17 protein-coding genes and 1 pseudogene are annotated in these 17,774 nt (G+C 72.6%); 10 read left to right on the top strand and 8 right to left on the bottom strand.

Annotated features, from left to right (window positions below; all coding sequences use genetic code 11):
• The first annotated feature begins 7 nt into the window (after positions 1-7).
• The 4 genes from PKE44_RS02185 (at position 8) to PKE44_RS02170 (ending at position 3,089) form a co-directional block, all read left to right on the top strand.
• Entirely contained in the window at positions 8-379 is a 372-nt protein-coding gene (locus tag PKE44_RS02185) for a hypothetical protein (RefSeq protein ID WP_324548023.1), read from the top strand.
• A 179-nt stretch (positions 380-558) separates the two neighbouring features.
• Positions 559-1,320, top strand: a complete 762-nt coding sequence (locus PKE44_RS02180) for a TIGR04283 family arsenosugar biosynthesis glycosyltransferase (RefSeq protein WP_324548022.1) — start codon at positions 559-561, stop codon at positions 1,318-1,320.
• Entirely contained in the window at positions 1,317-1,952 is a 636-nt protein-coding gene (locus PKE44_RS02175) for a TIGR04282 family arsenosugar biosynthesis glycosyltransferase (protein ID WP_324548021.1), read from the top strand. Before PKE44_RS02180 ends, PKE44_RS02175 begins: the two co-directional genes overlap by 4 nt.
• A 123-nt stretch (positions 1,953-2,075) precedes the next feature.
• On the top strand, positions 2,076-3,089 hold the full coding sequence (locus PKE44_RS02170; protein WP_324548020.1) for a CorA family divalent cation transporter: 1,014 nt from the start codon (positions 2,076-2,078) through the stop codon (positions 3,087-3,089).
• Here the strand turns inward: PKE44_RS02170 and PKE44_RS02165 are convergent.
• Positions 3,073-5,478: a heavy metal translocating P-type ATPase gene (locus tag PKE44_RS02165; RefSeq protein ID WP_324548019.1), complete on the bottom strand. Its 2,406-nt coding sequence runs from the start codon at positions 5,476-5,478 to the stop codon at positions 3,073-3,075. The two genes, PKE44_RS02170 and PKE44_RS02165, sit on opposite strands and share 17 nt — an antisense overlap.
• Before the next feature lie 186 nt (positions 5,479-5,664).
• Between PKE44_RS02165 and PKE44_RS02160 the strand changes: the two genes are divergently transcribed.
• Positions 5,665-5,868 (top strand): cation transporter, encoded by a 204-nt coding sequence (locus PKE44_RS02160; protein WP_324548018.1) that lies wholly within the window; start codon positions 5,665-5,667, stop codon positions 5,866-5,868.
• On the opposite strand, the gene PKE44_RS02155 is transcribed toward PKE44_RS02160, so the two are convergent.
• From PKE44_RS02155 to PKE44_RS02125, 7 genes are all read right to left on the bottom strand, one after another.
• Complete coding sequence (locus PKE44_RS02155; protein ID WP_324548017.1) at positions 5,850-7,631, bottom strand: diguanylate cyclase; 1,782 nt, start codon at positions 7,629-7,631, stop codon at positions 5,850-5,852. The genes PKE44_RS02160 and PKE44_RS02155 overlap by 19 nt on opposite strands.
• A gap of 282 nt (positions 7,632-7,913) precedes the next feature.
• On the bottom strand, positions 7,914-9,062 hold the full coding sequence (locus PKE44_RS02150) for a tyrosine-type recombinase/integrase (RefSeq protein WP_324548016.1): 1,149 nt from the start codon (positions 9,060-9,062) through the stop codon (positions 7,914-7,916).
• A gap of 36 nt (positions 9,063-9,098) precedes the next feature.
• Positions 9,099-10,430, bottom strand: a complete 1,332-nt coding sequence (locus PKE44_RS02145; protein WP_324548015.1) for a DNA-binding protein — start codon at positions 10,428-10,430, stop codon at positions 9,099-9,101.
• A gap of 135 nt (positions 10,431-10,565) precedes the next feature.
• Positions 10,566-10,973, bottom strand: coding sequence for a hypothetical protein (locus PKE44_RS02140; RefSeq protein ID WP_324548014.1), 408 nt, complete (start codon positions 10,971-10,973; stop codon positions 10,566-10,568).
• 50 nt (positions 10,974-11,023) lie between these two features.
• On the bottom strand, positions 11,024-11,461 hold the full coding sequence (locus PKE44_RS02135; RefSeq protein WP_324548013.1) for a hypothetical protein: 438 nt from the start codon (positions 11,459-11,461) through the stop codon (positions 11,024-11,026).
• Positions 11,462-11,592: 131 nt separating this feature from the next.
• Positions 11,593-11,793, bottom strand: coding sequence for a hypothetical protein (locus PKE44_RS02130; protein ID WP_324548012.1), 201 nt, complete (start codon positions 11,791-11,793; stop codon positions 11,593-11,595).
• A gap of 177 nt (positions 11,794-11,970) precedes the next feature.
• Complete coding sequence (locus PKE44_RS02125) at positions 11,971-12,099, bottom strand: hypothetical protein (RefSeq protein ID WP_324548011.1); 129 nt, start codon at positions 12,097-12,099, stop codon at positions 11,971-11,973.
• A gap of 181 nt (positions 12,100-12,280) precedes the next feature.
• Between PKE44_RS02125 and kdpF the strand changes: the two genes are divergently transcribed.
• From kdpF to PKE44_RS02100, 5 genes and pseudogenes are all read left to right on the top strand, one after another.
• Positions 12,281-12,370, top strand: coding sequence for a K(+)-transporting ATPase subunit F (gene kdpF / locus PKE44_RS02120; RefSeq protein WP_324548010.1), 90 nt, complete (start codon positions 12,281-12,283; stop codon positions 12,368-12,370).
• A 12-nt stretch (positions 12,371-12,382) separates the two neighbouring features.
• Positions 12,383-14,128 (top strand): potassium-transporting ATPase subunit KdpA, encoded by a 1,746-nt coding sequence (kdpA, locus tag PKE44_RS02115; protein WP_324548009.1) that lies wholly within the window; start codon positions 12,383-12,385, stop codon positions 14,126-14,128.
• Between the two features lie 13 nt (positions 14,129-14,141).
• Positions 14,142-16,220 (top strand): potassium-transporting ATPase subunit KdpB, encoded by a 2,079-nt coding sequence (gene kdpB / locus PKE44_RS02110; RefSeq protein ID WP_324548008.1) that lies wholly within the window; start codon positions 14,142-14,144, stop codon positions 16,218-16,220.
• A gap of 58 nt (positions 16,221-16,278) precedes the next feature.
• Entirely contained in the window at positions 16,279-16,866 is a 588-nt protein-coding gene (gene kdpC, locus PKE44_RS02105; protein WP_324548007.1) for a potassium-transporting ATPase subunit KdpC, read from the top strand.
• 94 nt (positions 16,867-16,960) lie between these two features.
• A pseudogene (locus PKE44_RS02100) lies at positions 16,961-17,774 on the top strand (two-component system sensor histidine kinase KdbD); the annotation flags it as partial.

Below are 17,774 nucleotides of genomic sequence, written 5' to 3'. Positions count from 1 at the left end.
CCGCGCCATGCACGCTGCCGATCATCCTGCCGCCGCCTGGGCGGCCCGCACCGTCTTCGATCCCGTGCAGATCGACTGCACGACGGCGGTGATGCTGAAGATCCTCGACGGCAAGTGCCGCATGTTCGAGGCCGAGAAGCGCGCGGTCGCGGCGGTCTACGCCATCGTCCACAAGCAGCCGGGGCGGCTGCTCGATGCCGGCGTGCATGCGCTGATCCGTCAGGCGCAGGCGGCACCGGCGGATGCCGCGCTGCGGGAGCGCGTCTACGAACAGCGCGTGCTCGCCGAGACCGCGATCTCGCGGCCGGTCATGAAGGCCTACAAGGCCTGGCTGCGCGCCGAAGGCGTGATCGGCGGCGACGGGGGCGCTGGCGACTGACCCACGCCGACCGCCGCGCGCACCCGATGCGACCTCGATGTGACCTCGATGCGATCACAACGATGGTGGCGCGGCGCAGTGGGCGGGATCGGCCGTGCTATACGTCCCCGGCATGCCCGTCGATCGAGTCGCCCGATGATGCCCGTGCCCCCGCCATCCGTCCGCACCGGAGCGCACCCGTGAGTGCCGTCCCGGATTCCGCCGGACACCCGGCTGCGTCGATCCTGCGCGATGCCACGCCGTGGCTGTCGATCATCGTGCCGGTGCTCGACGATGCGCCGGCCCTCGATGCGCTGCTGGAGCGGCTCAGGCCGCTGCGCACGCAGGGGGTCGAGCTGATCGTCGTCGATGGCGGCAGCCGCGATGATTCGGTGGCGCTCGCCTGCGCGCGCAGCACCTGCGTGCTCACGGCGCCTGCCGGGCGCGCGCGACAGATGAACGCCGGCGCGGCGCTGGCACGCGGTCAGGCGCTGCTGTTCCTGCACGCCGACAGCGTGCCGCCCGACAGCGTCGATGCGCTGATCGGCGCCGCGCTCGGCCACGGTGCGCACTGGGGGCGCTTCGACGTATGCCTCGAAGGCCGCGACCGCCGGCTCGGACTGGTCGCGAGGCTGATGAACCTGCGCTCGCGCCTGAGCGGCATCGCCACCGGCGACCAGGCGATCTTCGTGCGCGCCGACAGCTTCGTGCAGGTCGGCGGCTATCCGGAGCAGGCGCTGATGGAGGACATCGAGCTGAGCCGGCGCCTCAAGCGCCTCGGCCGGCCGCAGTGCCTGGCCGGACCGGTGCGCAGCTCCGGCCGGCGCTGGGACGAGCACGGCTTCTGGCGCACCGTGACGCTGATGTGGTGGCTGCGGCTGGCCTACCGGCTCGGTCTGGCGCCGGACCGGCTGGCGCGCTGGTACTACGGACGGGGGCCGCGGGGCACGGCCGGCGCATGACGGCGGCCGGGCTGGCGCTGCGCCTGGCCGTCTTCGCCAAGGCACCGCTGCCGGGCTACGCCAAGACGCGGCTGATTCCGCTGCTCGGCGCCGAGGGCGCGGCGCGGCTCGCCGGAACCCTGATCGCACGCACGCTCGCGCTCGCCGAAGCCGTGCGGCCGCAGGCGCTGACGCTCTGGTGCGCACCGTCGGCCGGGCATCCGTACTTCCGCGCGCTGGCGGCCGGGCCAAGTCCGCCGAGGCTCTGCACGCAGACCGGCGCCGATCTCGGCGCGCGCATGCACGCGGCCTTCACCGATGAACTCGCCCGCGGTCCGACGCTGCTGATCGGCACCGACTGCCCGGCGCTCACGGCCGGGCACCTGCACGCCGCGGCCGAGGCGCTGCTCGGGACCGTCGCCGGTCCGGCGGCCGATGCCGTGTTCCTGCCGGCCGAGGATGGCGGTTACGTGCTGGTCGGGCTGCACACCCCGCAGCCGCGGCTCTTCGAAGACCTGCCGTGGAGCACGCCGGCGCTGATGGACGCGACGCGCGCGCGCCTGCGGCAGGCCGGCCTGCGCGGGGCCGAGCCGGCGACGCTGTGGGACCTCGACCGGCCCGCAGACTACCGGCGCTGGCTGAAGGAAGGCTGAAGCGCCCGGGCGCCGATGATGCACCTGCACAATGACGGCGCTGCGGATCGGTTACGATGCCGCAAACCCCGGCCGCCATCCGCCGGCCGGTCCTGCCGCCTCCAGCTTCGGACCCTCCCTCCCGTGCCAGCCACGCCGTCTTCGACTGCCGCCGTTTCCGCCCTCGGTCCCGAGGACGGCCTGCTGTACGGCTACTGGCTGCGTCCGGGGCTGCTCGCGCAGCGCATCGGACTCGCCGAGCTCGACGAGGCGCTCGCCACCGAGACCGGCACGGTCTGGCTGCACTTCAACCTGAGCAACGTCCGCGCCCGGCGCTGGCTCGCGCAGTCGGAGCGCGTGCCCGAGGAGATGAAGACGGCGCTGGAGGAGCGCGACGACCGTCCGCGCATCGACCGGCTCGACGACGGCCTGTTCGCGGTGATCAGCGACTTCGATTATCAGGAGCCCGGGGAATTCGGGCTGCTGCGCACGCTGTGGATCCACGCCGGCACGCGGCTGATGCTGACCGCGCGCGCCCACGCGGTGCGCAGCACCGACAGCCTGCGCGTCTGGGTCTGCGGCGGCCTGCACATGCGCAGCGGCATCGAGCTGTTCATCGAGCTGCTGTCGGTGCGCTCCGACCTGCTCGAACGCCTGGTCGACGAGATGACCGAGCAGGTCAACGAGATCGAGGACGCGATCCTGACCGGCGGCGGCGCCGAGCGCGAACACCTCGCGCGCATCCGCCGCCGCTGCGTGCGCCTGCGCCGCACCTTCGGCCCGGAGCGCACGGCGCTGCAGAAGCTCGACCGCCAGCGCGCCGGCTGGATCGACGAGGACGCCATCGAGCAGTGGCACGACGCGACCGAGACGCTGGCCTTCCTGCTCGATGACCAGAGCGAGCTCTACGAGCGCGCCAAGCTGCTGCAGGAAGAAATCGCCTCGCGCGTCGCCGAGGACACCAACCGCAACCTGTACGTGCTGTCGGTGCTGTCGGCCGTGCTGCTGCCGATGACGCTGGTCACCGGCATCTTCGGCATGAACACCGCCGGCCTGCCGTTCGCGAGCGGCGATCACGCCTTCGGCTGGGTGCTGCTGATCATCCTCGCCGCCGGCCTCGGCACGGCGGCGCTGCTGTTCTTCAAGCGGCTGCTGTAGGCGTCTGCGCCTGCGCCGGCTGCCAGCGGCGCAGGCGCAGCGCGTTGCCGACCACGCTCGCGCTCGAGAACGCCATCGCCGCGCCGGCGAACATCGGCGACAGCCCGCCGAAGGCCGCGAGCGGGATGCCGAGCACGTTGTAGCCGAAGGCCCAGAACAGGTTCTGGCGGATCTTCGCGAGCGTCGCGCGCGAGACCTCGATCGCCTCGGCGACCAGGCGCGGATCGGCGCGCATCAGCGTGATGCCGGCGGCCTCGATCGCGACCGCGGTGCCGGTCGCAAGCGCGATGCCGACATCGGCCGCGGCCAGCGCCGGCGCGTCGTTGATGCCGTCCCCGACCATCGCCACGACCCGGCCCTGACCCTTCAGGCGCTCGATCGCGGCAGCCTTGTCCTCGGGCAGCACCTCGGCGATGACCTGCCCGATGCCGAGTTCGCGGGCGATGGCCTCGGCCGCCGGGCGGCGGTCGCCGGAGATCAGCACGGTGTCGATGCCATCGGCGTGCAGCGCAGCGATGGCTTCGCGGGCACCCGGACGCAGCGCGTCGCCGAACGCGAACCAGCCGAGCACGCGCGGCAGGCCGGCCGCGCCGGTTTCGCCGGTTTCGAACAGCCAGGACACGGTACGGCCCTGCGCTTCTGCGGCCGCGGCGGTTTCGAGCAGCGCGGCCCCGGGGACGGCGCCGGCCTCATCGAGCAGGCGATGGCTGCCGAGTCGATAGCCGTGTCCGTCGATCGTGCCGCATACGCCGCGACCGGGCAGGGCCTGCAGCCCGCTGGCGGCCGGCAGCCCGCTGCCGGCGGCATCGAGCAGCGCGCGCGCCAGCGGATGCTCGGAGCCGCTCGACAGCGCCGCGGCGATCCGCAGTGCCGCGGCCGCTTGCGGGCCGTCGTGCGCGAGCAGCCGCGGCCGGCCTTCGGTCAGCGTGCCGGTCTTGTCGAAGGCGACCAGCCTCACGGCCTGCGCGCGTTCGAGAGCCGCGGCATCGCGGATCAGGATGCCGCGCCGGGCCGCGACGCCGGTGCCGACCAGGATCGCCGCCGGCGTCGCCAGCCCGAGCGCGCACGGGCAGGCGATGACCAGCACCGCGACGGCATTGACCAGCGCCGTCTCAAGCCCGGCCCCGGCCAGCAGCCAGCCGGCGACGGTCAGCACCGCGAGGCCGACGACGGCCGGCACGAACACGGCGGCCACGCGATCGGCGAGCCGCTGCACCGGGGCCTTCGCCGCCTGTGCGCGTTCGACGAGGCGCACGATGCGCGCGAGCCTGGATTCGGCGCCGACGGCGCCGACCTCGATGCGCAGCAGGCCCTCGCCGTTCAGCGCGCCGCCGGTGACGGCATCGCCGGGGGCTTTCGCGACCGGGACCGATTCGCCGGTCAGCAGGCTCTCGTCGGCGTGGCTGCGGCCTTCGAGCACGCGGCCGTCGGCCGGAATGCGCGCGCCGGGGCGCACGAGGCAGACATCGCCGACCTGCAGCCGTGCGACCGGCACTTCGGTCTCGACGCCTTCGCGCAGCACGCAGGCGGTTTCGGGCCGCAGCGCCGCCAGTTCGCGCAGCGCCGCGCCGGTGCCGGCGCGCGCGCGGGCTTCGAGCACCTTGCCGAGCAGCACCAGCGCGACGATCACGGCAGCGGCCTCGAAGTACAGATGCGGCTCGCCGCGCGCCCAGAGCCACAGCGACAGGCCGTAGGCGGCCGTCGTGCCGAGCGCGATCAGCGTGTCCATCGTGCCGCTGCCGGCGCGCAGCGCATGCCAGGCGCCGCGATAGAAGCGCTGGCCGTAGCCGAACAGCACGATGCCGGCGAGCACGGCCTGCACCCAGGCCGGCAGCATCGCGTGCACGCCGAACGGCGTGAGCAGCATCGGTGCGACCAGCGGCGCGCTGAGCACCAGCGGCACGAGCGCCGGCAGCAGCTGCGGCGGCTGTGGCGGGGTGTGGGCCGCGGCATCCTCCCCGATCGGCCGTGCGCCGTAGCCGGCGGCGCTGACCGCGGCGCCGAGGGCCTGCACATCGACGCCGGCCAGCGCCTGCACCTCGGCCTGCGCGGTCGCGAGGTTGACGCTGGCCGAGCGCACGCCGGGCACGCGGGCGAGCGCCCGTTCGACGCGCGTGACGCAGGCGGCACAGCTCAGGCCATCGAGTTCGAGCCGCAGCGTCTGCACCGGCACCTCGAAGCCGGCGCGCTCGACGGCCGCGACCAGGCCGGGCAGATCGAGGCTTTGGCCTTCGAGGCTGGCGCGGCCGGTGGCGAGGTTGACGCTCGCCTGCTGCACGCCGGGCACGGCCGTCAGCGCCCGCTCGACGCGGCGCACGCAGGCCGCACAGCTCATGCCGGCGACCGGCAGTTCCAGCGTTGCCGCCGCGGGGGAGGGCGTCGTGCTCATCGTGTGTCTCCTCGGCCGGAGGCCGGGCCGGATGACGGAGGCCGGCAGCCTCGACCCTGACATCGTGGCAGGGTCAAGAGGGTCGGCAGCGCGCAGGCCGGCACTTGACCCTGACAGCCTGTCAGGGTTCAGGCTTGCGTATGCCCGGCGCAGGCCCGGGCAGACGACGATGCGAGGCAGGCAGCGATGAACGAGACGATCACCCTGAAGGTGCCCGACATGAACTGCGGCCATTGCGTGCGCGCAATCGAGACCGCCGTGCGCGCCCTCGATGCGCGCGCCGAGGTCCGCTGCGATCTCGATGCGAAGACGGTGCAGGTTGCCACGGGGCTTGCCGGGGCAGCCGTGCTCGAAGCGATCCGCGAGGCCGGCTACACGCCCTCGACCTGAAGGTCGTTGTCGAGGCAGACGCGGTTGCGGCCTTCGGCCTTGGCGCGGTACAGCGCCCGGTCGGCCGCCGCCAGCAGCTGCTCGATGCTCTGGTGGTGATCGGACAGCAGCGTGACGCCGGCGCTGACCGTGAAGCCGGTGTCGAGGCCATCGCCGAGCGGCACGCGCAGCCGCTGCACGTGCTCGCGGATGCGCTCGGCGGCCCCGAGGGCGGCCGGCAGACCGGTCTCGGGCAGCAGTGCTGCGAACTCCTCGCCGCCGAGCCGCCCGAGGCGGTCGGCGCGGCGCAGGCAGGCCGTGCCGGTTTCGGCGAAGGCCCGCAGGCACTGGTCACCGACCGGATGGCCGAAGCGGTCATTGATGGTCTTGAAGTCGTCGAGATCGAGCACGATCAGCGACAGCGGCCGACCGTAGCGGCGGGCGCGGGCGATCTCCTCGGCGGTGCGGTCGAGGAAGCTGCCGCGGTTCAGGATGCCGGTCAGGGAATCGGTGGTCGCGAGTCGCCGCAGTTCCAGTTCGAGCTGCTTGCGCTCGGTGATGTCCTGCACGTAGGCGATGTGGCCGAGATAGCGGCCTTCGCTGTTGTAGCTCGCATCGGCATGCACGGACAGCCACTGCGGCTGGTCACGGGCATCGCTGACCCGGTACTCGCCGGCGAACTCGCATTCGTTGACGATCGCGCGCTGCAGGTCCGAGTGCAGCTGCTCGGTGCCGGGCGCCGGCGTCACGTCGTCCCCGGCGGCGAGCGGCTGCAGGTTTGCGGCGAGGGCTTCCGAGAGCAGCGCGCGCAGCTCGTCGGACAACTTCAGCGTGCGCAGGCGCGCGTCATAGACCCAGTGTCCGCCGCGGCCGAGGCGCTGGGACTGGCGCAGCGCCAGCAGCGTGTCCGGCTCGACGCCGTCACCGGGTTTTCCGGCCGCTTGCCGCAGCCCGAGCAGCCGCCGACCGCTGTAGAGCCCGGCGGCCGCGATCAGCAGGGCGGCTGCCAGGCGCCAGTCCTGGTAAAGGGGCGGAGCCGGCAGGCTGACGTGCAGGCGCAGCGGCAGCGGCGTCAGCGCGACGATCCGGCTGTAGCCGGCAGCCGCCACGGCATCGGCCCGCAGGATTTCGAGCAGCGGGCTGCCGTCGGCATGCAGCAGTTCGATGCGCGCCTCGCCGGCGGGCGGCAGGGTCGCATAGGCATCGATGAAATCGCGCACCGGCACGGCGGCATACACGGCCCGCACGGCCGCGCCGCTGTCGGTGGCCGCGACGCCGTAGAGCAGCAGATCGGTGCCGGTGGCGGCGGTGACGGCCTCCAGGTGTGCGATCAGCGCCACGCCGGGGGCCGGCAGCGGCAGCGGCCGGGCAGGCAGGATCGTGCCGCTGTCGTCGTGCAGCGGCTGCAGACGGCCCTCTGCATCGAGCCGCAGCAGCCGGCAGCCGGCGCCGAGTTCGCGCCGGCAGCCGCTGGTCAGCAGCGGATAGGGCGATTGCGCGTTCGGGCGGGTGTCCTCGGGCTGCGTCGCCCAGGCTTGCGCGGCGCCGAGCAAGGTGCCGATGGCTTCGAAACGGCGGCCGGTTTCAGCGGCGACGGCGGTGCTGATGCGCTGCAGGCGGATGTCGGCGTGTTCGCCCTGCAGGGCACGCAGCTGCAGCACGGCGATGAGGACCAGGCCCCAGAGCAGCAGCAGCGACAGCAGGGTGCGCAGCAGGCGCCGGCGGGCATCGGCGCGCGGGCCGGGATTGCCCGAGGCCGGAGACTCCGACGAAGTCCGGAACATGAGCAGCCATCTCGTCAGCGGTGCCGGCATCAGCAAGATCCCTGTGCGTGCGGGGTGGTGATCCTTCGGAGGTCGGGCCGGCAAGGCATCCGGTGACGCAGGTTATCGATTTTGCACGGGTGGCGCACGGCCATGTGCAAGCATGCTTGCCATAAAGGCAAACGTTAAATTTTGTAAGGTTTATCACGTCTTGCCCGCACAGTCCATGCGTCGGGACAGACACGGGACATGGCACGGATCAGCGCAGCGGCGGGCGATTCCGGGCGCGGAGGGGGATGCGCCTCAGAGCGCGACGTGGCGCAGCCGCCGGGCGCGCTCGAGATCCTCGCGGTGGCGGTACAGCAGCGTGGTGTCGAGCGAGGCATGGCCGAGCTGGTCGCGCACCAGTTCCAGCGGCACGTCGGCGTTGGCGGTCAGGGTCGCGTAACTGTGCCGCAGCCAGTGCGGACTCGCCCGGGTCAGCAGCGCGGCATCGGCCGGGAATTCCGCCGCCAGCACCCGGCCTGCGTCGGCGAGCGCGGCCTTGACCAGCCGGTAGACGACGGCCTCGCTTACCCCGGCCGCTGCCCGCTCGCCGGCGCGTTTCCAGGGCACGAGCAGCGCACCCTGCTGCGCATCGAGCCCATGCGTGGCCTGCAGATGACTGCGCCAGCGCCCGAGCGCCTGGAGCGCGGCCTCGTTGAGCGCGACCTGCCGCAGCCGCCCGCCCTTGCCGCAGACGCTCAGGAACCACTGCGCGGGCCGGCCGTCGCCATCCTCGCGCTGCAGCAGGTCGCTCATGCGCGCGCGCGCGAGTTCGGCGCGGCGCAGGCCGGCGTTGACGAGGAAGCGCACCGTGAACAGCCGGCGTTCGGCCTCGTCGCGGCGGCGCGCGTCGCCGGCAGCGTCGGCGCGGCTGCCGAGCACCTGCAGGACCCGTTCGAGGGTTTCGCGCGACAGCACGCGCATCGGCGCGGTGGCATCCGTGCGGGCGCCGGCGCGCCGGCGCATGACCAGGAAGGGGTTGTAGTCGAGATAGCGGCAGCGCTGCAGATAGCCGTAGAAGCCGCCGAGGATCACCGCCGCCTGCCGGCGCGAGGCCGCCGTCAGCGGCCCTTCGAACGGCCGCCAGCCCGGGCTGCCGAGCCGGGCATGGCGCGGGCCGATCCACTCGGGCGGCGGTGCGGCCAGAAAACCTTCCCAGGCCTGCACGTCGGCGCGCGTGATGCCGGCCAGGTCGCGCTGCCGCTGCAGCCGGCACCAGAGGTGGAAGCGCACGACTTCCTTGCGGTAGCTGCGCTGCGTGTGCGGCACATCGGCGAATTCGCCGAGAAAGCCGGCGATGGCTTCGGCATCGGTCGCGAACCCCGCCGTGCCGGCGGCCGGGCGCTGCAGCTCGCCGAGCGCGCGCTGCAGTTCGGCCGCGGACAGGGCGCTTGCCGGGTCGTTCATCGCCCGCGCGGCGTGCGCAGGCCGGTCGCCGGGGCCTCAGGCATTGCCGAGGTTGTCGCCGTCGTCGTCGTCACGCCCGGCGTCACGCCCGGCTTCGCCGGCGGCGAGCGGCTGCGCGTTGCCGCCACCGGCACCACCACCGCCGCCGCGCTTGCGCCGGCGGTTGCCGGCGGCGGGCTGCGCATTGTTGCCGGCGCTGGCAGGGCCTGCGGGATTGCCGGCGGGCTTGGGCTTGCGCTTGCGCCCGGCCGGCGACGCGGCGCCACCGGCCTGCGGGTTCGGGTTGCCTGCACCGGCGCCGGCGAGGTTGCCGTTGGGGATCTTCGGCTTGTTGCGCTTGCGCGGCTCGCCGCCGCCCTTGCCGGCACCGGTGCCGGTGACGACCGGCATCAGGTTGCCCTGCGGCGAGCTGCCGCGCGGCCGGCCTTCGAGCTCGGCGATGCGCCCCTGCGCGACGGCGAGCTGCGCGGCGAGCAGGTCGAGCTTGCCTTCGATCTGCGCGTATTCGTTCTGCAGCCGTTCGAGTTCCATCTCGCGCTGCACCAGCCGGCCATGCACCTTGCGCAGCTCCGCGGCGCTGCCTTCGGCCCGGGCCTCGGCGGCGACGCGGGCGTTCTCGGCCTGGACGACCCGTTCGGTCATCGCATCGGTGCGCCCGTCGTGCTGGGAACGGTCGGCACTCAGTTCCTGCCGCAGCTCGGCGGCCTCGGTCCGGTAGCGATCCATATCGACCATCATCTGTGCCTGCAGGGCTTCGTAGCGTTCATGGGCGGTCTTCAGTTCGAGGCTGTAGCGCGTGTCGGACTCGGCCGCGCGCTGTTCCAGGGCAATGACCTGCGCCGCCGTCGCGGCGGCGCGTTCGGTGGCGGCGGCGGCATCGCTGCGCACCGCCGCGAGTTCGGCGAGCAGATCGGCGAGTCGCGCCTCGCGCTCGGCGAGGGCGGCCCGGGCTTCGCCGGCGCTCAGCTCGCTGCCCTGCAGCCGCTCGGCGAATTCACGCTGGCCGCGCTCGGCCTCGGCGATGCTGCTTGCGGCCTGCTGCCGGATCGACTCGACTTCCTCGCGCAGTTTCGCGCGGTCCTCGTCGAACACCGAGGAGGCAACCTCCAGCATGCGCCGGCGCAGGTTCAGCACCTGATCGACGACATCCTCGGGCAGTTCCGGGGCGCTGCGCTCCTGCTTCAGGCGCGTGCCGAGCTGCTGCCAGCATTCCTCCAGCGCCGAGCCGATCGTGTTGTTGTTGCGCCGGGTCAGGCCACGGGCGAGCAGCCATTCCTGCACCGCCTGAATGGTGGGCTTGCGCGCCGTCGCGAGCAGTTCCCAGAACGCCTGTTCGGTCAGGGCACGGGTATCGGTCGTGCGGGCCATCTCTGCATACTCGCCGGGGAGCCGCGGCGAATTTTATGCACAGTTGACGTGATTAACGTGATTTTTAACTTGGTCCGCCGGCGAAAGCGACACGCATTGCGACCGGAACGACACCGAAGCGGCCGCAAGCCCCGTTCATTCGTCCTGCAGCCGGCCCTGACGGCTGACCGCGCGTGCCGCCGCGTACAGTTCGTTGACCAGATCGGGATCGGCCGCCGCCGCCTCGGCGAGGCCGCCGCGGCGCAGTTCGCGTTCGAGTTCGGCGAGCAGCAGCGCACCGGCGATCGCGAGCCGGCGCACCGTGTCGTGCCGGCCGCGCTTGTCCTGCGCGGGCGCGAACGGCCAGGCGTCCACGGGGGCTTCGGGACTGCCGGTGTACAGCGGCTGCGGCGCGGCGGCGTAGCAGGCGGCGGCGAGGCCGAGTTCGCCGCCGGTCAGCGCGTCGTCGTGGGCCTCGCTCCAGCCCTCGACGGCGAGCTGGCGCTGGCGCTCGCGGGCGACCAGCGCGATCGCGTAGCGGGCGACGACGGTGTCACGCTGCATGACGGGAAGCTCCGGCGCCGGCTGCGCTGAGGTGCGGTTCCGGGCGGGCTTCAGTCGCGCCGCGCCGGATACAGCGGGGCCAGCGACGGTGCCGGCGTGGCTTCGCCGGTCTGCATCGCCTGCGGCAGGCGCTGCAGCGAGCCGAGCCACTGCATCCAGTCGAAGCTGCCGGCCGCGTGCAGCCAGCCGTCGAGGCACTGGCGCTGGAAGTGCAGCAGGCCCTCGGCCGCACGCGCCTGCGCATCGAGCAGGGCCGCGATGTGGGCCGGATCGCCGCCGCCGGACTGCATCAGCGCGCGCGCGCATTCGCGCTGGAATTCCAGCCACTGGCGTGCCTGCGCCTCGAAGAAGGCCGGCAGCCCGCTCAGGTCGGCGGTGCCGGCGGCCCGGCCGCCGTTGGGCTTGCCGGTCGCTTCGAGCCACGGGGCCCACAGCCGGCGCTGGATGTCGAGCCAGCGTGCCGGCAGTTCCGGATCGATTCCCGCCATCGTCGTCTCTCCTCTGCGTGGTTCTTCTTCGGGATCCGCACGTACGGCCGCAGCCGTCCGCCAGGGGATACCGCGCAGCATAGTCGAGCCCGGTGACCGGGGTTGGCGGTGCGAATGCCGGGGCAGCCGCCTCAGCGCAGGGTCACGACGTTGGCCGCTTCGCTGTGCACGGAAGCGAGCGCTTCCGAGCGCGCCTCATGAATGAATTCGAGCAGCACGGCGAGGCGTTCGCGGCTGCAGGTTTCCAGCGTGCGGTCGGCGAACAGCAGGTCGATGACGGCGCGTTCGACGTCCTGGAGCTGGGCGAGGCGATCGAGGGTAGCAATGTTCATGGTCATGGTCCGCGGTCCCGGAATTGCTGCGGGGCAACGGGACGCAGGATACGGGCCACCGCGCGCGCCGTCCGCCGCGTGCGGTCACGGCCGGTCACACCGGCGTTAAGAAACGTCGCAGCACGGAACTTGCGGATGGCGCAAAACGAAGCGCCGGGCTGACCTTCCGGTGCAACGTCAATGTTGCGGGCGCACATGCGGTGCGCGCGGCGTCCGCCAGCCGATGTCCTTCAGGAACAGATGGTTCCACAGGCCGCCGAGCGCAAGGCTGGCAGCGACGATCGCGAGCAGGGCGAGTCCGGACATGATGCACCTCCGTATGGCGCGGGCTGGCGCGGGATGCGCGTACCCCGCCGGGTGGCGTATGCGCTCCAGCATCGGTGACAGGGGCGTTACGGAACCATTGCCGCGGCGGCCCCGGCGTTAACGGCTTCTTTACGGGCCGCACGGCCAGACTGCGCGCAGCGTTTCCACCGGAGTCCCGCCCATGAGCCTGATCCACCTGCTCGCTGCGATCGTCGCCGCGGCCCTCGCGCTGTATCTGCTCGCCGCGCTCTGCTGGCCCGAGCGCTTCTGAAGGCGCGCCGCGATGACCGGCAACGGGCTTGCGCAGATCGCGCTGTACTTCCTCGTGCTCACCGGGCTCGCCGTGCCGCTGTCGGCCTGGATGGAGCGCATCTACGCCGGCCGGGCCGGCTGGCTCGAAACCGTGCTCGGGCCGCTCGAACGCGGGCTGTACCGGCTGATCGGCCCGGCGGCGGGCCAGGCGCAGGACTGGCGCAGCTACGCGCTCGCCGTGCTGGTGTTCTCGGGCGCCGGCATCGTGCTGCTGTTCGTGCTGCAGCTTGCGCAGGCGGCGCTGCCGCTGAACCCGCAGGCGCAGCCGGCGGTGCCGGCGGCGCTGGCGCTGAACACGGCGGTCAGCTTCGTCACCAATACCAACTGGCAGAACTACGCCGGCGAGGCGACGCTCGGCTACGCGGTGCAGATGCTCGGGCTGACGGTGCAGAACTTCCTGTCGGCGGCGACCGGGCTGGCGGTGATGCTGGCCTTGTTTCGCGGCTTCACGCAGCGCGAGAGCGCGACGCTCGGCAACTTCTGGGTCGATCTGGTGCGCAGCGTGCTGTACCTGCTGCTGCCGCTGGCGCTGGGGTTTGCGCTGGTACTGGTCGCCTGCGGCGTCGTGCAGAGCTTCGCGCCCTACGTGCAGGCGACGCTGCTGCAGCCGCTCGCCGATGCCGATGGCCACACGCTCGGCAGCCAGACGATCGCGCTCGGGCCGGTGGCCTCGCAGCTCGCGATCAAGCACCTCGGCACCAACGGCGGCGGCTTCTTCAACGCCAATGCCGCGCATCCGTTCGAGAACCCGACGCCGCTGACCGACTTCCTGCTGGTGCTCGCGCAGACCGTGATTCCGGCGGCGAGCGTGCTGCTGTTCGGCCGCCTGCTCGGTGACCGCCGTCAGGGCCGGGCGCTGCTCGCCGGCATGCTGCTGGTGCTGGCGCTGGCGGCGCTGGCCGGCTATGCCGCCGAGAGCGCCGGCAACCCGCGCCTCGCCGCACTCGGGGTCGATCAGGCCGGCACCGATGCCAGCCCCGGCGGCAACCTCGAAGGCAAGGAAGTGCGCTTCGGACTCGCGCGTTCGGCGCTGTTCGCGGCGACGACGACGGCAACCTCGACCGGTGCCGTCGATGCGATGCACGACAGCTTCACGCCGCTCGGCGGCCTGGTGCCGCTCGCGCTGATGCAGTGCTCCGAGACCATCCTCGGCGGCGTCGGTGCCGGCATGTACGGCATGCTGGTCTACGCGATCGTCGCGGTGTTCGTCGCCGGGCTGATGGTCGGGCGCACGCCCGAGTACCTCGGCAAGAAGATCGAACCCTTCGAGATGAAGATGGCGGCGATCGTCGTGCTGCTGATGCCGGCGCTGGTGCTGCTGCCGGTCGCGGCCGGCGCGATCGACGCCGGCGTCACGGCGACGCTGTCGAATCCCGGTGCGCACGGGTTTTCGGAGCTGCTGTACGCGTACACGTCGATGGCCAACAACAACGGCAGCGCCTTCGGCGGCCTGAACGGCAACACCCCCTTCCACAACCTCGCCGGTGCGCTGGTGATGCTGCTCGGACGCTTCGGCACGATCGTGCCGGTGCTTGCGATCGCCGGCAGCCTCGCGGCCCGAAAGATCGTGCCGCCCGGAGCCGGCACGCTGCCGACGCACACGCCGCTGTTCATCGGCTTCCTGCTCGGCACGGTGATCGTCGTCGGCGCGCTGACCTTCTTCCCGGTACTCGCGCTCGGACCGCTCGTCGAGCACCTGCAGCTGTGGGCGCAGTGAGAGGCTCCCGTCCATGACCCGCATCCGGCATTCCCTGTTCGATCCGGCCCTGTCCCGGCGCGCGGCCATCGACGCCGTGCGCAAGCTCGATCCGCGCCATCAGTGGCGCAATCCGGTGATGTTCACGGTCTGGGCCGGCAGCCTGTTTGCAACCGCCCTCGGTCTCGCGGCACTCGCCGGCCACGCCGACGCACCGGCCGGCTTCACGTTCGCGATCGCCGCGTGGCTGTGGTTCACGGTGCTGTTCGCGAACTTCGCCGAGGCGATGGCCGAGGGCCGCGGCAAGGCCCAGGCCGAGAGCCTGCGGCGCACGCGCACGCAGGGGCAGGCGAGGAGGCTCGATGGCACGACGCACGGCAGCGGCTTCGGCTGGATCGCCGCCGATCGCCTGCGCGCCGGGGATGTCGTCGAGGTAAGGGCCGGCGAACTGATCCCCGGCGACGGCGAGGTCATCGACGGCATCGCCTCGGTCAACGAAGCGGCGATCACCGGCGAGAGCGCGCCGGTCGTGCGCGCCGCCGGCGGCGATCACAGCGCCGTCACCGGCGGCACGACGGTGCTGTCGGACTGGCTGGTGATCCGCATCGGCGCCAACCCCGGCGAGAGCTTCCTCGACCGCATGATCGGTCTGGTCGAGGGCGCGCGGCGCCAGCGCACGCCGAACGAACTGGCGCTGGCGATCCTGCTCGCAGCGCTGACGCTGGTGTTCCTGCTGGTCACGGCGACGCTGCTGCCGTATGCGCAGTACGCGGCCGCGAGCGGCGGCGGGCAGGCGGTGTCGCTGACCGTGCTGATCGCGCTGTTCGTGTGTCTGGCGCCGACCACGATCGGCGGCCTGCTGTCGGCGATCGGCATCGCCGGCATGGACCGGATGATCCAGGCCAACGTCATCGCCACCTCGGGCCGCGCGGTCGAGGCGGCCGGCGATGTCGATGTGCTGCTGCTCGACAAGACCGGCACGATCACGCTCGGCAACCGGCAGGCGACCGAGTTCGTGCCGGCTCCCGGCATCGCGCCCGATCGCCTTGCCGATGCCGCGCAGCTTGCCTCGCTCGCCGACGAAACCCCGGAAGGCCGCAGCATCGTCGTGCTCGCGAAGGAACGGCACGGCCTGCGCGGGCGCGACATCCACGGGCTCGACGCGCAGTTCGTGCCGTTCACGGCGCAGACGCGCATGAGCGGCGTTGACCTGCCGGGGCGCGCGATCCGCAAGGGCGCGGTCGAGGCCATCGCCGCGTGGCTCGCGCAGCAGGGGCGCGAGCTGCCGGCGGCGGTGCGCGAGGCCGCAGAGGCGGTATCGCGCCAGGGCGCGACGCCGCTGATCGTCGCCGAGCGCCGCGGCACGGCCGCCGGCGAGGTGCTCGGCGTCGTGCGCCTGAAGGACATCGTCAAGGGCGGCATCCGCGAGCGCTTCGCGCAGCTTCGGCGCATGGGCATCCGCACCGTGATGATCACCGGCGACAACGCGCTGACCGCCGCGGCGATCGCCGCCGAGGCCGGGGTCGATGACTTCCTCGCCGAGGCCCGGCCCGAGGACAAGCTCGCGCTGATCCGCCGCCTGCAGGGCGAGGGGCGGCTCGTGGCGATGACCGGCGACGGTACCAACGACGCGCCGGCGCTGGCGCAGGCCGACGTGGCGGTGGCGATGAACACCGGCACGCAGGCGGCGAAGGAGGCCGGCAACATGGTCGATCTCGACTCGAACCCGACCAAGCTCATCGAGATCGTCGAGATCGGCAAGCAGCTGCTGATGACGCGCGGCGCGCTGACCACCTTCAGCCTCGCCAACGACGTGGCCAAGTACTTCGCGATCCTGCCGGCGGCGTTCGCGGTCACGTATCCGGCGCTCGGCACGCTGAACGTCATGGGGCTCGCGACGCCGCAGAGCGCGCTGCTGTCGGCGGTGATCTTCAATGCGCTGGTGATCGTCGCGCTGATCCCGCTGGCGCTGCGCGGCGTGCGCTACCGGCCGGGCAGCGCGGCGCAGCTGCTGCGCAGCAACCTGCTGATCTACGGCCTCGGCGGCCTCGCCGTGCCCTTTGCCGGCATCAAGCTGATCGACCTCGCGCTGTCGGCGCTCGGGCTTGCCTGAACACCGGCTTCCCTGACCCGTGATCCGTCGTGATCCGCATTCCTCCGGAATCCGCACCATGCACCCGCTGAAGCAGCAGTTCCGTCCCGCCCTGGTCGCGCTGCTAGCCCTCACCGCGCTGACCGGCCTCGTCTATCCGCTCGTCGTCACCGGTCTGGCGCAGGCGCTGTTTCCGCAGCAGGCCGGCGGCAGCCTGATCGTCGAGGACGGTCAGGTGCGCGGCAGCGCGCTGATCGGCCAGGCGTTCGCGAACGACCCGCGCTGGTTCTGGTCGCGGCCCTCGGCGAGCGCGCCGTTCCCGGACAATGCCGCGGCCTCGGGCGGCAGCAATCTCGGCCCGACGAATCCGGCGCTGGTCGCGGCCGTGCAGGCGCGCATCGACGCGCTGCGCGCGGCCGATCCCGGCAACACGGCACCGGTCCCGGTCGATCTGGTCACGGCCTCGGCGAGCGGGCTGGACCCGCACCTCTCGCCGGCGGCGGCCGCATGGCAGGCGGCGCGCGTGGCGCGTGCCCGCGGACTGGCGCCGCAGCGGGTGCAGGCGCTGATCGCCCGCTTCACCGAGGATCGCAGCCTCGGCGTGCTCGGCGAGGCGCGCGTCAACGTGCTGCAGCTGAACCTTGCGCTGGCGCGGGAACGGCCATGAGGCCGGGGCGGCGGTGCTGGCCATGTTTCGACGGTGACGGTCGTGAACGACCTGACCGTTCCCGTTCGCGGTCCCGTGCAGGGAACCGGCGCGCATGAGCGGGCGGCCCGATCCCGATGCCCTGCTCGCGCTCGCGCAGCACGAGGAGCGGCGCACGCGCGGCGGCCGGCTGAAGGTGTTCCTCGGCGCCGCCCCCGGCGTCGGCAAGACCTGGGCGATGCTCGAAGCCGCGCACGCGCAGCGCGAGGCCGGCATCGACGTGGTCGCCGGGCTGGTCGAATGCCACGGCCGCAGCGAGACCGAAGCCCTGCTCGACGGGCTGGAGCTGCTGCCGCGTCAGACCAGCGCCTGGCACGGCGTGCATCTGGAGGAATTCGACCTCGATGCCGCGCTCGCGCGCCGGCCGGCGCTGCTGCTCGTCGATGAGCTTGCGCACAGCAACGCGCCCGGCGCGCGCCACGCCAAGCGCTGGCAGGACGTGCAGGAGCTGCTGGCACGCGGCATCGATGTCTACACGACGCTGAACATCCAGCACCTCGAAAGCCTCAACGACGTGGTCGCCGGCATCACCGGCATCATCGTGCGCGAGACCGTGCCCGATGCCGTGCTCGAACAGGCCGATGCGGTCGAGCTCGTGGATCTGCCGCCGGCCGAGCTGCTGGCGCGGCTGCGTGCCGGCAAGGTCTATCTGCCGGCGCAGGCCGAGCGTGCGCGCGAGCACTTCTTCCGCGAGGCCAACCTCGCGGCGCTGCGCGAGCTGGCGCTGCGCCAGACCGCCGCGCAGGTCAACGCCCAGGTGCTGACGCTGAAGGCCGGCACGGCACCGGCGGCGACCTGGCAGACCGCCGAGCGCATCCTCGCCTGCGTCGGGCCCGGCGACGGCGAGGATGCGCTCGGCGGTCTGCCAG

Source organism: Plasticicumulans sp., assembly GCF_035331805.1.
Lineage (GTDB): Bacteria > Pseudomonadota > Gammaproteobacteria > Competibacterales > Competibacteraceae > Plasticicumulans.
Note: the sequence above shows the minus strand (reverse complement) of the source record. Positions and strands in the feature narration are given on the sequence as shown.

What these genes read in the sequence shown, in the direction of transcription:
- kdpF (WP_324548010.1), top strand. Translation starts at nt 12,281, where the DNA reads ATGAGCCTGATCCACCTGCTCGCTGCGATCGTCGCCGCGGCCCTCGCG.
- PKE44_RS02155 (WP_324548017.1), bottom strand. Translation starts at nt 7,631, where the DNA reads ATGTTCCGGACTTCGTCGGAGTCTCCGGCCTCGGGCAATCCCGGCCCG.
- PKE44_RS02175 (WP_324548021.1), top strand. Translation starts at nt 1,317, where the DNA reads ATGACGGCGGCCGGGCTGGCGCTGCGCCTGGCCGTCTTCGCCAAGGCA.
- PKE44_RS02160 (WP_324548018.1), top strand. Translation starts at nt 5,665, where the DNA reads ATGAACGAGACGATCACCCTGAAGGTGCCCGACATGAACTGCGGCCAT.
- PKE44_RS02130 (WP_324548012.1), bottom strand. Translation starts at nt 11,793, where the DNA reads ATGAACATTGCTACCCTCGATCGCCTCGCCCAGCTCCAGGACGTCGAA.
- kdpA (WP_324548009.1), top strand. Translation starts at nt 12,383, where the DNA reads ATGACCGGCAACGGGCTTGCGCAGATCGCGCTGTACTTCCTCGTGCTC.
- kdpC (WP_324548007.1), top strand. Translation starts at nt 16,279, where the DNA reads ATGCACCCGCTGAAGCAGCAGTTCCGTCCCGCCCTGGTCGCGCTGCTA.
- PKE44_RS02125 (WP_324548011.1), bottom strand. Translation starts at nt 12,099, where the DNA reads ATGTCCGGACTCGCCCTGCTCGCGATCGTCGCTGCCAGCCTTGCGCTC.
- PKE44_RS02135 (WP_324548013.1), bottom strand. Translation starts at nt 11,461, where the DNA reads ATGGCGGGAATCGATCCGGAACTGCCGGCACGCTGGCTCGACATCCAG.
- kdpB (WP_324548008.1), top strand. Translation starts at nt 14,142, where the DNA reads ATGACCCGCATCCGGCATTCCCTGTTCGATCCGGCCCTGTCCCGGCGC.
- PKE44_RS02150 (WP_324548016.1), bottom strand. Translation starts at nt 9,062, where the DNA reads ATGAACGACCCGGCAAGCGCCCTGTCCGCGGCCGAACTGCAGCGCGCG.
- PKE44_RS02140 (WP_324548014.1), bottom strand. Translation starts at nt 10,973, where the DNA reads ATGCAGCGTGACACCGTCGTCGCCCGCTACGCGATCGCGCTGGTCGCC.
- PKE44_RS02165 (WP_324548019.1), bottom strand. Translation starts at nt 5,478, where the DNA reads ATGAGCACGACGCCCTCCCCCGCGGCGGCAACGCTGGAACTGCCGGTC.
- PKE44_RS02185 (WP_324548023.1), top strand. Translation starts at nt 8, where the DNA reads ATGCACGCTGCCGATCATCCTGCCGCCGCCTGGGCGGCCCGCACCGTC.
- PKE44_RS02145 (WP_324548015.1), bottom strand. Translation starts at nt 10,430, where the DNA reads ATGGCCCGCACGACCGATACCCGTGCCCTGACCGAACAGGCGTTCTGG.